Source organism: Aeromonas sp. S11(2024) (assembly GCF_041402345.1).
Classification (GTDB): Bacteria; Pseudomonadota; Gammaproteobacteria; order Enterobacterales; family Aeromonadaceae; genus Aeromonas; species Aeromonas veronii.
In genome coordinates, this window is record NZ_JBGLRC010000037.1 from 20,066 (window position 1) to 33,781 (window position 13,716).

12 protein-coding genes and 1 pseudogene are annotated in these 13,716 nt (G+C 57.4%); 12 read left to right on the forward strand and 1 reads right to left on the reverse strand.

What is annotated here, in order from left to right:
* Positions 1-101: 101 nt before the first annotated feature.
* Positions 102-1,043, reverse strand: a complete 942-nt coding sequence (locus ACB040_RS19525) for a LysR family transcriptional regulator (protein WP_371156137.1) — start codon at positions 1,041-1,043, stop codon at positions 102-104.
* 226 nt (positions 1,044-1,269) lie between these two features.
* Here ACB040_RS19525 and ACB040_RS19530 point away from each other — a divergent pair, with 226 nt between their 5' ends.
* From ACB040_RS19530 to ACB040_RS19585, 12 genes and pseudogenes are all read left to right on the forward strand, one after another.
* Positions 1,270-2,358, forward strand: coding sequence for a ketoacyl-ACP synthase III (locus ACB040_RS19530; RefSeq protein WP_021230362.1), 1,089 nt, complete (start codon positions 1,270-1,272; stop codon positions 2,356-2,358).
* Between the two features lie 253 nt (positions 2,359-2,611).
* Positions 2,612-3,826, forward strand: coding sequence for a methyl-accepting chemotaxis protein (locus tag ACB040_RS19535; RefSeq protein ID WP_338773943.1), 1,215 nt, complete (start codon positions 2,612-2,614; stop codon positions 3,824-3,826).
* A 9-nt stretch (positions 3,827-3,835) separates the two neighbouring features.
* Complete coding sequence (locus ACB040_RS19540; protein WP_005338778.1) at positions 3,836-4,204, forward strand: response regulator; 369 nt, start codon at positions 3,836-3,838, stop codon at positions 4,202-4,204.
* 13 nt (positions 4,205-4,217) lie between these two features.
* Entirely contained in the window at positions 4,218-4,544 is a 327-nt protein-coding gene (locus tag ACB040_RS19545) for an STAS domain-containing protein (RefSeq protein WP_005349569.1), read from the forward strand.
* Between the two features lie 22 nt (positions 4,545-4,566).
* Positions 4,567-6,777 (forward strand): chemotaxis protein CheA, encoded by a 2,211-nt coding sequence (locus tag ACB040_RS19550; protein ID WP_338773940.1) that lies wholly within the window; start codon positions 4,567-4,569, stop codon positions 6,775-6,777.
* A gap of 10 nt (positions 6,778-6,787) precedes the next feature.
* Positions 6,788-8,713, forward strand: coding sequence for a methyl-accepting chemotaxis protein (locus tag ACB040_RS19555; protein WP_371156134.1), 1,926 nt, complete (start codon positions 6,788-6,790; stop codon positions 8,711-8,713).
* A 12-nt stretch (positions 8,714-8,725) separates the two neighbouring features.
* Positions 8,726-9,295, forward strand: a complete 570-nt coding sequence (locus ACB040_RS19560; protein WP_371156132.1) for a chemotaxis protein CheW — start codon at positions 8,726-8,728, stop codon at positions 9,293-9,295.
* 43 nt (positions 9,296-9,338) lie between these two features.
* Complete coding sequence (locus tag ACB040_RS19565) at positions 9,339-11,093, forward strand: methyl-accepting chemotaxis protein (protein WP_338773935.1); 1,755 nt, start codon at positions 9,339-9,341, stop codon at positions 11,091-11,093.
* Positions 11,094-11,150: 57 nt separating this feature from the next.
* The gene (locus ACB040_RS19570; protein WP_069526509.1) at positions 11,151-11,954 is read left to right on the forward strand and encodes a protein-glutamate O-methyltransferase CheR; all 804 of its coding nucleotides are present in this window, start codon (positions 11,151-11,153) and stop codon (positions 11,952-11,954) included.
* A 3-nt stretch (positions 11,955-11,957) separates the two neighbouring features.
* Entirely contained in the window at positions 11,958-12,449 is a 492-nt protein-coding gene (gene cheD / locus ACB040_RS19575) for a chemoreceptor glutamine deamidase CheD (RefSeq protein WP_005349556.1), read from the forward strand.
* Positions 12,446-13,513, forward strand: coding sequence for a chemotaxis response regulator protein-glutamate methylesterase (locus tag ACB040_RS19580; protein WP_101531219.1), 1,068 nt, complete (start codon positions 12,446-12,448; stop codon positions 13,511-13,513). The genes cheD and ACB040_RS19580 overlap by 4 nt, the downstream gene beginning before the upstream one ends.
* A gap of 20 nt (positions 13,514-13,533) precedes the next feature.
* Positions 13,534-13,716: pseudogene (locus ACB040_RS19585) on the forward strand (IS3 family transposase); the annotation flags it as partial.

Here is a 13,716-nt window from a genome sequence, read left to right on the forward strand (position 1 = left end):
ATGACCTGCACTCAGGGTACGGGCTGAGCCATTATGCCAGTAGTGAAAGTTATGAATAGATTCCATAACCCATGGCTATAACGCCACACAACTGACCGGGGCTAACCGCCGAGTTCGAGCAGCTTGCGACTCTCGCCGACAGTACGTTGCAGGTGATCCCGCAGTAATGGGTAGGCCAGCTCGCGAAACCAGCGGTGGGCCGGATCCTGATGGTGGCGCTGATGCCACAGCAGATGATACTGCTGGTCGCGTGTCGCAAAGGGCAGATCGACAAAGGTGAGCTCATGGCCGCAGGAGAGCTGCCAGGCGATATGAGCCGGGGTGGTCATCAGGCAATCGGTGCGCAGCAACACCTCCACTGCCGCCTGAAAGAAGGGAACTCTGGCAAACCAGCGCCGACTCAGTCCCTGCGGCGCCAACACCTGCTCAACCGGACTGTCCTTGTCGCCTCCCCCGCTCACCTGCAGGTGAGGCCAGGCGAGATAGTCATCGAGACTCAGCGCCTTGCCCGCCAGCGGATGGTGACGTCCCATCAGCACCGCTAGCCGATCTTCCCCCTGATGCAGACCTCGGATCTGCTCCGGTACCTGCTCGGTGATGGTAGAGACCAGATCGAGCTCGGACTGCCACAGCTGCGGCAGCTGACGCTTGTCCCACAGGCTGTACTCCAGCGCCGCCAACGGCGCCTCTTTGGCGAGCGCGGCACAGATATCGGGCAGGATATGCTGAGCCACATAATCGGAGGAGGCGAGCCGAAATACCCGCTCGCAGCGGCTCGGGTCAAATCCGGGCGCCTCGTAGAGCCGCTCAAGCGCACCGAGAGAGTCCGCCAGTTGAGCGGCCAGCGCTTCGGCCCGTGGCGTCAGCAGCCAGCGTTGCCCCTCCCGCACCAGCAACTCGTCATCAAACTCGCTGCGCAACTGGGCAAGCTGCTTGCTGATGGAGGGCTGACTCAGGTGCAGCAGCTCGGCGGCGCGGCTGATATTGCGGGTCTCCAGCAGCACCTTGAGGGTCGGCAACAAGTTGAGATTGGCTCTGAGCAAGGAGATACCCTCATCGGTGGGGAAACGCCTATCTTAGGGCAGAGGAGTACCGCGTTTTAAGCAAAATTTCCTGCCATGTTCAGCACGTTGCAGCCCTTTGCGACCAGATGGCACAGCGGATCCCCCCGCACATAACCATGACCACAAGATGACAGTGGTTGTCTCGTACGGCATAATTGCACGATTTTCCGCCCGCGGGCGATCCACTTTGAGAAGCGGTAACAAGATGAAATACGCCAATATCACCGGCTGGGGCAAATGCCTGCCTCCCTCCGTGCTGACCAACGATGACCTCAGCACCATCATGGATACGTCAGACGAGTGGATCTATCCGCGCACCGGCATCAAGGCCCGCCGGATCTCCCATGTCAGCACCTCGGATCTCGCCACCCTGGCCGGTCGCCGCGCGCTGGCCTGCGCCGGTCTGGAAGCGAGCGATCTCGATGGCATCATCCTGGCGACCGCAACCCCGGACAACCTGCTGCCAAGCGCTGCGTCTGCGGTGCAGAAGAAGCTCGGTGCCGTCAACGCCGCCGTGTTCGACCTCAACGCCGCCTGTACCGGTTTCGTCTACTCCCTCTCGGTTGCCACCTCGCTGGTACAGACCGGCATGATGAAGAAGGTGCTGGTGATCGGCGCCGAGCGCCTCACCTACCTGCTGGACTGGGCACGCCGCGATACCGCCGTGCTGTTTGGCGATGGTGCCGGTGCCGTGGTGATCGAGGCAAGCGAGCAGGAGTGTGGCCTGATAGCCAACAAGCTGGGCTGTGACAGCGAAGCGCGGGAGATCCTGCACGTACCGAACTTCGGTACTGATCGGGTGCGTTTTGCCGACATCGATGGTCTGTTCACCTTCAACTTCGAAGGGCCGGAGATCTTCAAACGCGCCGTGCGCGGCATGGGGGAAGCCACCAGCACGGTGCTGGCACAGGCCGGTATTGCGCCGGAGCAGGTCGACCTGATCGTTCCCCATCAGGCCAATATCCGCATCATCGAGACCCTCGCCAAGCGGATGAATGCGCCGATGGAGAAGGTGATGGTCAACATCGAAAACTACGGCAACACCTCCGCCGCCACTGTGCCCATCGCCCTGTGTGAAGCGCTGGAGCAGGGCCGCGTCAAGCCGAACTCCTATCTGCTGACCGCCGCTTTCGGTGCCGGCCTGACCTGGGGGGCCGCCATCATCAAGTGGGGCGATCGCGTCACCCCTATCAAGGCGTGCGATGCCGAACTGCCCCCGTGTGACAAGAGCGCGCTGGAACTGATTGCGCACGCCGTGGAAGGGTGCCAGAAGGCTCACGCCAACGAGGCTTGATCCTCATCAGGAGCCTGAATCCTCAGGCTCCTTCTTTCCTTTTCATCCCCACCTGGCTCTTCCCCCCACCTCGCAAGCCGCTTGATACGGCAATCGCTGATACAAACAACTCCGATTTGCAGCCAATTAATTTTTTTCCGCTAACCTTATTGTGCCAACTATAAATAAAGAAAAGAGCGTCAAGGGGCACCATGGCTGTTTCGGTCCTGCGCCTTTACCTCTTACCAAATAATTGCACAGGGATAAGCTACGTATGGCACAACACAAAAGTGGCGTGAACACACCGCTTTGGGAACCGGTTTGCTGGATTTGCTGCATCGGTCTTGCTCTGCTGAGCTGCCTGTTGCTGCAGCTTGCCGATGCGCTGTCACCTCTCTATCTGCTGCTCAATGTGCTGGTTGCCATTGCAGCCGCCCTCTGGACATCCAGTCACTTCCACCAGCACACACACCGACATCGTGCCGGAGAGGAACAAACCGTCGCAACCGATCCTCTCGCCCACTCCATCATCGGGCTCGAACAGGTGTGCGAGAAGGCACTCCCCATCTGGTCCCAGCAGATTGAAAACTCTCGTCAACAAACAGAAGCCGCGATGATTGACCTGACTCAACGCTTCAGCGGCTTGGCCAACAAGCTGGAAGAAGCAGTCAATGCTTCTCATCTGGCAGCCGGAGAACTGGGTGATGCCAATTCCCGTGGCATGGCAGGAGTCTTGAGCGAGAGCCAGCAGCAACTCAATGAGGTAGTGGCCATCCTGCACTCCGCTCAGGCCAATCGGGACGCCATGCTGGGTGAGATAAAAAGCCTGACCACCTACACCATAGAGCTCAACACCATGGCCATGGATGTGGCCAAAATCGCCTCCCAGACCAACCTGCTGGCCCTCAACGCCGCCATTGAAGCGGCTCGTGCAGGGGAAGCAGGCCGTGGCTTTGCTGTGGTCGCTGATGAAGTGCGTAACCTCTCCCGCCTCTCCAGCGAAACCGCCCAGAAGATGACCGACAAGGTGGATACCATCAATACTGCTATCGGTCGCGCCTTCCAGATTGCCGAAAATGCTGCCGCACGGGATCACGCCTCGGCGCTCAATTCGGAGCAGACAATCGAACAGGTGCTGGCCCGTTTTCGCCATGCCACTGACAGCCTGGCGGAATCCGCCTCCCTGCTGCAAAACGAGAGCACCGATATCCATCGCGAAATCTCCAGCGTCATTGTCTCGCTGCAATTTCAAGACAGGGTCAGCCAGATCCTCAGCCACGTCAGACAAAACATGGAGAGCCTCTCCAGCCATCTGGTTGCTTCGGAGCAGAGCAGCAATGCGACAGGGCCAATCCAGATCGATGCCAATCGCTGGCTAGCAGAGATGGAGCTCTCATACGCCACCGACGAACAGCGCAATATTCACCATGGTCGCACCACCCGTTCTGTCAACGCGCAACCAAGCAGCGCCGACATCACATTTTTCTAGGAGAGAGATATGGGCAAAACGATCCTGATCGTGGATGACTCGGCAACGATTCGCCAAGTCGTGGGCATGACCCTCAAGGGAGCCGGTTATGAGGTCATGGAAGCCTCTGACGGCAAAGATGCGCTCAACAAACTAGATGGCAAGAAGATCAACCTGATCATCAGTGACGTCAACATGCCGAACATGGATGGCATCACCTTCGTCAAAGAGGCCAAAAAGCTGGCCAACTACAAATTTACCCCTGTCATCATGCTGACCACCGAGTCTCAGGACAGCAAGAAGCAGGAGGGACAAGCCGCAGGAGCCAAAGCCTGGGTGGTCAAACCCTTCCAGCCCGAACAGATGCTGGCCGCAGTCGCCAAGCTCATCATGCCGTGATCCGGAGCACATCATGCAACTACAGAGTGAGCTACTCGACAACAAGGTAGTGGTGACCATGCCGGACGAGATCACCATTTATACAGTCAGCGAGCTGAAAGATGCTCTCTCGCCCTTATTGCATCAGGGGAACGAACTGGAGCTGAATCTGGCGGCGGTATCCGAGATAGACAGCGCCGGGCTGCAACTGCTGCTGGCAGCGAAGAAGACCGCTCTGCAGCAGGGCACCTCCCTGGCGCTGGTCTGGCACAGCCATGTTGTGCTTGAACTGCTGGAACTCTGCCAGCTCTCGGCCTTTTTTGGCGACCCCACCCTCATCACCCATGGCGAACGGCCCTGAGCCACCATGACAAGGAGTCACCGTGAGCATCGATCTTGATCAGGCTTTACAAACCTATATCGCCGAGGCACGCGAGTTGCTTGAAGAGATGGAGTCAGCCCTTCTATCACTGGAATCTGACCCTGACAATAGCGAGCTGATTGGTGCCATCTTTCGTGCTGCTCATACCATCAAGGGGTCGGCTGGCCTCTTTGGTCTGCAACCCATCGTCGGGTTTACCCATATTGTCGAGGATCTGCTAGACCAGATCCGCAATCAGCAGCTCACAGTCACCTCTACTCTGATTAAGGATCTGCTGGAGAGCTGTGACCATATCCAGACGCTCATCAGTGTCGTTGCAGAACAGGGCAGCACGTTAAGCGATGGCGATGCCAACCAGGATGAACGGCTGAGGCTCGCTCTCACCCGTCATCAGTGCGTCCCCCATGCCACGCTGCCAGATACTGTACATACGCCGGAACCCAAGATCGAAAAAGAGGGAGGGATTACCAGCTCCGCCTCCCTGTGGCATATCTCCCTGCGTTTTGGCCCCGATGTGCTGCGCAATGGCATGGATCCGGCCGCATTTCTGCGCTATCTCGGCACCCTCGGAACTATATGCTCGGTGGAGACCATCCATCAGGCGTTACCGGATTGGGAGCAGTTCGATCCGGAGAATTGCTACCTCGGCTACGAGATAGACTTCGACTCGCAGGCAGACAAGGCGGCCATCAGCGATGTCTTTGAATTTGTCAGAGATGACTGCCAGATCACCATCTTGCCGCCCCACAGCAAGATCGCCGAGTTCATCAACCTGATCGAGTCACTGCCGGAAGATAGCGCCATGCTGGGGCAGTTGCTGGTCAACACCGGCGCCCTGACCGCAGAGGAGTTAGCAAGCGGTCTACAGACACAACAAGCGACCCCGGCAGAACAAGCGCCCAGACTCGGAGAAATCCTGATTGCGCAGGGTGCCGTCAACGAAGCCGTTGTCGATGCCGCCCTGAAAAAACAGAATCAGACCAAAGAGAGCAAGAGCAAAGAGGGCCGTTACGTCAGGGTGCATGCCGACAAGCTGGACGATCTGATCAATCTGGTCGGGGAGTTGGTAGTCGCCAGTTCAGGAGCCAATCTGCTGGCCCAACGCACCCGCGAAAGCCAGCTGCAGGAAGCCACCTCAGTCATTGCCATGCTGGTGGAAGAGATCCGCGACAGTGCACTGCGCCTGCGAATGGTGCCTATCGGCGATACCTTCAACCGCTTCCAGCGGGTGGTGCGCGATGTCAGTCAGGAACTGAACAAGGATATCACTCTGGTAATCTCCGGAGCCGAGACTGAACTGGACAAATCGGTGGTAGAGAAGATCGGCGATCCGCTGATGCATCTGGTCAGAAACTCGATGGATCATGGCATCGAATCGGCAGAGCAACGGCTGCTGGCAGGCAAACCCCCCCGTGGCACCCTGAATCTCAATGCCTATCACGACTCCAACAGTATCGTCATCGAAATTCGGGATGACGGCGCAGGTCTCAACAAAGCCAGGATCCAGCAAAAAGCCATCGAGCGCGGTCTGATCAGCCCAACCACCACGCTGACGGATCAGGAGATATACAACCTGATCTTCGAGCCGGGGTTCTCTACCGCCGAGGCGATAACCAACCTCTCCGGTCGCGGGGTGGGAATGGATGTCGTCAAACGCAACATCACTGCCCTGCGCGGCACGGTCGATCTGGACAGCATCCCGGGAAAAGGAACCCGTGTGCAGATCCGCCTGCCGCTCACCCTTGCCATCATCGACGGCTTCCTGGTGCGAGTCTGCGACACCCACTACGTCATTCCCCTCGATATGGTGATCGAGTGCGTTGAATTGACCCAGAGTGCACTGTCCGATACCCAGGGTCGCAATTACATCAATTTGCGTGGCGAGGTGCTGCCCTTTATCCGCCTGCAACACTACTTCGATACCAATGGCAGCAAAGGAAGGCGCGAGAACATTGTCGTAGTCAGCCATGCAGGCAAAAAATCCGGACTGGTGGTGGATGAACTGCTGGGAGAATTCCAGACCGTCATCAAACCGTTGGGGAAATTGTTCCAGCGCCTGCAGGGCATTAGTGGTTCAACCATTCTGGGGGGGGGAGAGGTCGCCCTGATCCTCGACATTCCTTCGCTGATCCAGCACGCAATCACTCAGGAATCCTGTCAGCTCAACAGGTTGACAGTGTCGCGCAACCTGCCTCAATCCAGCATCAACTGAGGGGACCATCATGTTAAAAAATTCCACCATCAAATTGCGTCTTATCGTACTGCTCTGCATGCTCTGCCTGCTGCTGCTGGCTGTTGGCAGCCTCGGGTTATACAACATGCAGAGCAGCAATACCGGGTTGCAGCGCGTTTACAACGACAGGGTGGTTCCCCTCAAGCAGCTGAAGACCATCTCCGACAGCTATGCCGTCTCGATCATCGACAACCTCAACAAGGCCAATGCGGGGCTGATCCCGGCAGAAGAGGCTTTGAAGCAGATACAACAGGCACAGCAGACAATCAAAAACGAGTGGCATCACTACCAGTCCACCACTCTCACACCAGATGAACAGCGTTTGTCAGCCGAGGCGACAACCCTGTTCAACGCGGCCGATACCGATATTGGCAAGCTGGAGAAATACCTCGCCACCCAGCACGGCATGATTACTGGCATGCTGAACACTTTTGACGGTGCCCTCTATGGCTCCATCGACCCGATAGGCAACAAAATCACCGAGCTGGTCAACCTGCAGCTCAATGTGGCCAAGTCGGAATATACCGCAGCGCAATCCTGGTATGACGTGATGCTGATAACCATGGCGGTGGTTATCGCGGTCGGCATCGCACTCGCAGCTTGGTTTGGCACCCTGCTAATCAAAAGCATCATCACCCCTATCGAACAGGCTCTGCGCGTGGCCAATAGTCTGGCCGATGGCAATCTGGATGTATCGATCCAGATAGAGTCCAACGATGAAGCGGGTCAGCTCTTGATGGCGATGGATAACATGGTCAAGAAACTGGGGGCCTTGATCACGGATATCGAGACCTTGGTCACTGCCGCTGTCGAACAGGGCGACTTCAGCCACAAGATTGCGCTGGAGGATCGTCAGGGCTACATCAAGCGGGTATCCGAGCTGCTGAATCGCCTCTCCCATGTGACAGATACCAGCCTGGAAGATGTGATGCGCATCGCCACCGCGCTCTCCAAGGGGGATCTGACCCAACGGATCGATGAGCCCTATCCAGGAATTTTTGGCCAGACCAAAGACGGCCTAAACCGGACCATCACTGCGCTGACCAATATCATCGAAGAGGTACGCAACGCCGCCGACAACCTGACCAATGCCTCCAATCAGGTGAGCAACACGGCGCAGGCATTGAGCCAGGCCACCAGCGAGCAAGCGGCCAGCGTTGAAGAGACCAGCGCCTCTATCGAGCAGATGAGCGCCAGCATCAATCAGAACACCGAGAACGCCAAGATCACCGACAGCATGGCCAGCAACTCGGTGCTGGAGGCCACCGAAGGGGGCCAATCCGTTCAACAGACGGTGACCGCCATGCAGCAAATCGCCAAGAAAGTCAGCATCATCGACGACATTGCCTACCAAACCAACCTGCTTGCCCTCAACGCCGCCATCGAGGCGGCTCGCGCCGGAGAGCATGGCAAAGGCTTCGCGGTGGTTGCTGCCGAGGTGAGAAAACTGGCAGAGCGCAGCCAGATCGCAGCACAAGAGATTGGTGAGCTCTCCTCCGACAGTGTCAGCAAGGCAGAGCGGGCTGGCAACCTGCTGGAGAGGATCGTCCCCTCCATTCGCAAAACCTCTGACCTGGTACAAGAGATCAATGCCGCCTCAGGTGAACAAGCCAGTGCAGCCAACCAGATCAGTCTGGCCATGAACCAGCTTAATCAGGTGACACAGCAGAATGCGGCCAGCAGCGAGGAGCTGGCGGCCACGGCCGAAGAGATGAGCTCACAAGCCAGCGAACTGCAGCAAACCATGGCCTTTTTTGCTCTGGAGAAAAGTGCGCAGCTCAACACCAGGCCCCATGAAACCAGCCACAAGGGCATGCCTCCCAGAGGCAGTTTCATCGCCCCCCCACAACGGGCCAGCCAGCCCAATCAACCATCATCCCATTCCATTGATGACGCGGATTTTGTCCGCTTTTAACCGGAGGCGACCATGCATACATCCACCGACATCACGGTGCCATCAGCGGCCGCTGACGAGAGCAGTGGCGATGCCCAGTACCTGACATTTCTGATCAACAACGAGATGTTCGCCATCAATATTCTGGGGGTCAAAGAGATCATCGAATACGGCAATATCACTCCGGTTCCGATGATGCCGGGTTTTATTCGCGGCGTAATCAACCTCAGAGGAGCGGTAGTGTCGGTCGTAGACTTGAATGCCCGCTTTGGCAATGCACCTTCGGTCATCACTCGCCGCAGTTGCATCGTCATTATTGAGGGGGTAGCCCCGCAGGGCGATGAACCTGTAGGTCAGGATATTGGCGTTGTGGTGGATTCCGTATCGGAAGTACTGGGTATCCCACCAGCAGATATCGAGCCCCCACCCAGTTTTGGTGCCCGCATCCGGGCCGATTTCATCAGCGGCATGGGCAAGGTCAACGGCAAATTCGTCATCCTCATCGATACCGGGAAAGTGTTGTCACTCGATGAGATGGCTCAACTCAACGAACTGGCCCAGCCACAGGCAAGGTTGCCACAAGGCAACCTGCAACCCTCCTGAACAGGCCTCCATACTCCACGACATGCAGCATAAGGAAACGCTCATGACCCAATCACTCTTAGGAAAACTCTTCGGAGACAATACCACCGAAGTGAGGCAGCGGACCCAGTTACTCGACGCAATCGGCCAGCTGCAACACGCAGTCTTGGTAGAGCAGGTTCCAGCACCACTCGATCTTTCCGGTATGGATAGCCCCTTGCGTGAAGTAGGACATGCCATCAACGAGGTGGTCACCTTGCTCAGTGACAAGCTGGAACAGAGCCGCAACGACATTAAAAAGAACCAGGTACTGCTCCATGAGAACCAATTGGTTCGCAAAGCCCTCGACTGCGCCAGTACCAACGTGATGATTGCCGATACCAACCTCGACATTATCTATATGAACGAGGCAGTGACCGGCATGCTCAATCAGGCTGAGACCGACATCAAGAAAGAGCTCTACAGCTTCAACGCCAATCAGCTGATGGGCGCCAACATCGACAGCTTTCATAAAAATCCCGGCCATCAGCGCGCCATGCTGGCCAAACTCAACAGCACCTACCGCACCCAGATACAGCTGGGGGGGCGCACCTTCTCCCTGATCGCCAATCCGGTCTTCAACGATACCGGAGAACGGTTGGGATCCGTGGTCGAATGGGCCGACAGAACCAAGGAGGTAATGATAGAGAAAGAGATGTCCGACATTGTGCAGGCCGTGATTAATGGCGAGCTGCACCGCAGGATGGAACTTGCTGGCAAGAGCGGCTTCTTTCAGGCGATGGGAGAAGGGATCAACCAGATTGCCGAAGTGATCGACAGCACCCTCAACGACGTAATCCGGGTCGTGCAATGTTTGGCAAAAGGTGATTTGACCCAACAGATTGAGGCGGACTACCCCGGTGTGTTTGGCACCACCAAGGATGCGCTCAACAAGACCATCGCTTCGCTCACCAACATCGTCACCGAAGTGCGCGGCGCCTCTGACAACCTCTCCAGTGCCGCCGAGCAGGTAAGCGCGACCGCCCAGTCGATCAGCCAATCTAGCAGTGAACAGGCCTCCAGCATGGAGGAGACCAGCGCCTCCATCGAACAGATGAGCGCCAGCATCAACCAGAATACCGACAATGCCCAGGTCACCGATGGCATGGCCAGCAAGGCAGCCAAAGAGGCCGTAGAGGGAGGAGAAGCGGTCAAACTGACTGTGGATGCCATGAAGCAGATCGCCAGACGGATTGGCATCATCGATGACATCGCCTACCAGACCAATCTATTGGCTCTAAACGCAGCTATCGAAGCGGCGCGGGCTGGCGATCACGGCAAAGGCTTTGCCGTAGTGGCGGCGGAGGTGCGCAAACTGGCCGAACGCAGCCAGGTGGCAGCACAGGAGATTGGCGAGCTAGCCTCCAGCAGTGTCGAGATGGCAGAAAAAGCCGGTCGCCTGCTCGATCAAATGGTGCCCTCCATCAACAAGACCTCGGACCTGGTGCAGGAGATCAGTGCCGCTTCGGTTGAGCAATCCACAGGTGTCAGCCAGATCAATCAGGCTATGAACCAGTTGAGTCAGGTTACCCAGCAGAACGCTTCTTGCAGCGAAGAGCTGGCTGCCACAGCAGAAGAGATGAGCAGCCAGGCTGAACAGCTGCAGCTGGCCATGGAGTTCTTTACCCTGGAGGCCCATGCCAAAGAAGGTAAAGCAGCCACCTCGCATCTTCACCCCAATACCCGAGGCCGCTTCATGAACGAGAGCAATGCCAACAGTCGGGAACGAGCCGCCACAGTCCAACGCCCCACGGGCGATGGCGATTTTGTCCGGTTCTAGTAACGGGAGAGGCGTTGCCTCTCCCGTCTCCGACCACACAGGTAGAGGGACTGTTTTTTGTATCAAACCCAGCTGCATGATGATGAGTTCTCCCGTTTCCAACGCTGGCTTCATCAAACGGCGGGGATAGAGCTGTCTCCAGCCAAGAAGGCGCTGGTAGCCAGCCGCCTGGCGAAACGCCTCTGCCACTATGAGCTCGATAGTTATGACGACTACTTCCAGCTCATCATGAACGATCGCAGCAGCGAACTGCAGTTGGCGCTCGATCTGCTGACCACCAACGAAACCTACTTTTTCAGGGAGCCCAAACACTTCGAGTTTCTGACGCGGGAGATAGTCTCAGCGCTCCCGCCCGAGCAACCACTGCGGGTCTGGAGCGCTGCCAGCTCATCCGGCGAGGAGCCCTACAGTCTGGCCATGACCCTCGCGGAAAAACGCAGCACCTTCAACTGGGAGATCCTGGCCTCCGATATCTCGTCCCGGGTGCTGGAACAGGCGATGAGCGGTCGCTACCCCATCGAGCGGGCGCAAAATATTCCACTGCCCTTTTTGATGAAATATTGCCTCAAGGGTGTGGGCCTGCAGGAGGGCATCTTCATCATCGATCGCAAGTTGCGGGACAAGGTGCAGTTCATGCAGATCAACCTCAATCAGGATCTGCCGGAAATCGGCATGTTTGACGTCATCTTCATCAGAAACGTGATGATCTACTTCAACAAGGAGACCAAAGGGCAAGTATTGCAGCGGCTGGTACCCAGACTCAAACCCGGTGGCTACCTGCTGGTGAGCCACGCCGAGAGCCTGCATGGCCTGCACCACGGCCTGCAGCTTGTCTCGCCTTCCATCTATCAGAAGAGATAAGTCATGACTCGGGAGGTGATCCTGCAACCGGGAGAGCTCTTTTTTGGCAAGGAGGATGTGGTGGTCAGAACCGTACTGGGCTCCTGTATTGCCATCACCTTGTGGCATCCGGAGCAGAAACAGGGAGGAATGTGTCACTACATGCTGCCAAGTCGGCGCAATCCCTCAACCAAGCTGGATGGGCGCTATGCCGATGAGGCCCTCGCCTTGCTGCTGCAAGCGGCCAGTCACTATCCCGCCCCTATCCATGAATATGAGGCCAAGTTGTTCGGGGGTGGCAACATGTTTACCGAGCCTCAATACGCACAGAGCGACAACAATGTCGCCGCCAAAAATATTCAGGCAGCCTGGCAGCTGACCCGACACCTTGGCCTTGATATCAAGGCTCATCATCTTGGCCATAGCGGCCACCGAAGCTTGCTCTTTGAGCTCAGCAACGGCAGTGTCTGGCTCCGCCATCATCGTCTGCCACATCAACGGGAGTCGCGAGAATGAAGCAGATCCGGGTCATGCTGGTGGATGATTCCGCCGTGGTCAGACAGGTATTGCAAGCGGTGTTGGAGCAGGAGCCTGATATCCGGGTGATCGCCACAGCATCGGATCCCCTGTTTGCCCAGGAAAAACTGAAGAAAGAGTGGCCTGATGTCATCGTGCTCGATGTGGAGATGCCCCGGATGGATGGCATCACCTTTCTCACCAAGATCATGGCAGAGCACCCCACCCCGGTGGTGATCTGCTCCTCCCTCACCGAAAAGGGGGCCGAGACCACCCTGCAGGCAATGGCTGCCGGTGCGGTGGACATCATCACCAAGCCGACCATGGGGATAAAAAGCTTTCTGCAAGAATCTGCCCACGACCTGGCCATGGCGGTACGTGCCGCGGCCCAAGCCAACCTCAAGCGCGTGGGCAAGCCCTCCTCTGTACCAGTCAGCACCAAGCTCAACGCAGATGCCATGCTGGCGCCCAACCAGCACGCCATGGCACAAACCACCGAGCGCCTCATCGCCATCGGCACCTCGACCGGCGGCACCCAGGCGCTGGAAGCCGTGCTGACTGCCTTGCCCCGGGTCAGCCCCGGCATTGTCATCGTGCAGCACATGCCGGAGAAATTTACCGCCATGTTTGCAGAACGCCTGAACGGGGTCTGCCAGATAGAAGTGCGGGAGGCGAGGAATAATGACCGGGTGATCCCGGGGCTGGCGCTGATTGCCCCCGGAGGCAAGCATATGCTGCTCAAACGCAGCGGTGCCTACTATCACGTCGAGGTGGTCGACGGGCCTCTTATCAACCGCCATCGCCCTTCGGTGGATGTGCTGTTTCGCTCCGTCGCCAAATATGCCGGCAAGAATGCCACCGGCATCATCATGACCGGCATGGGGGATGACGGTGCCCGGGGATTGCGCGAGATGCTGGATGCGGGTGCCAACACCTATGCCCAGGATGAGGCCTCCTGCGTGGTCTTCGGCATGCCCAAGGAGGCGATCAAGCTGGGAGCTGCCCGCCATGTGCTCCCCTTGCAAGAGATGCAATACGCCATCCTCGGCAAGTTAGTATCATGACGCACCGCTGTCAGGTAATCAAACAGCCGGGCGCTCATCGCTATCAGGTCGCTCGGTCTGAACGACCGGATATTCCCAATCTGCTGGTCCGTGAATTTGATGTCCAGCAACCCAATCAGGTGTGGTGTGGCGATATCACCTACGTCTGGGTAGGTGGTCGCTGGCATTATCTGGCAGCGGTTCTTGACCTGCACACCCGGCGG

Excerpts from the sequence above, each read along its gene's own strand:
- ACB040_RS19580 (WP_101531219.1), top strand. The coding sequence starts at position 12,446 with ATGAAGCAGATCCGGGTCATGCTGGTGGATGATTCCGCCGTGGTCAGA.
- ACB040_RS19540 (WP_005338778.1), top strand. The coding sequence starts at position 3,836 with ATGGGCAAAACGATCCTGATCGTGGATGACTCGGCAACGATTCGCCAA.
- cheD (WP_005349556.1), top strand. The coding sequence starts at position 11,958 with ATGACTCGGGAGGTGATCCTGCAACCGGGAGAGCTCTTTTTTGGCAAG.
- ACB040_RS19565 (WP_338773935.1), top strand. The coding sequence starts at position 9,339 with ATGACCCAATCACTCTTAGGAAAACTCTTCGGAGACAATACCACCGAA.
- ACB040_RS19535 (WP_338773943.1), top strand. The coding sequence starts at position 2,612 with ATGGCACAACACAAAAGTGGCGTGAACACACCGCTTTGGGAACCGGTT.
- ACB040_RS19530 (WP_021230362.1), top strand. The coding sequence starts at position 1,270 with ATGAAATACGCCAATATCACCGGCTGGGGCAAATGCCTGCCTCCCTCC.
- ACB040_RS19560 (WP_371156132.1), top strand. The coding sequence starts at position 8,726 with ATGCATACATCCACCGACATCACGGTGCCATCAGCGGCCGCTGACGAG.
- ACB040_RS19555 (WP_371156134.1), top strand. The coding sequence starts at position 6,788 with ATGTTAAAAAATTCCACCATCAAATTGCGTCTTATCGTACTGCTCTGC.
- ACB040_RS19545 (WP_005349569.1), top strand. The coding sequence starts at position 4,218 with ATGCAACTACAGAGTGAGCTACTCGACAACAAGGTAGTGGTGACCATG.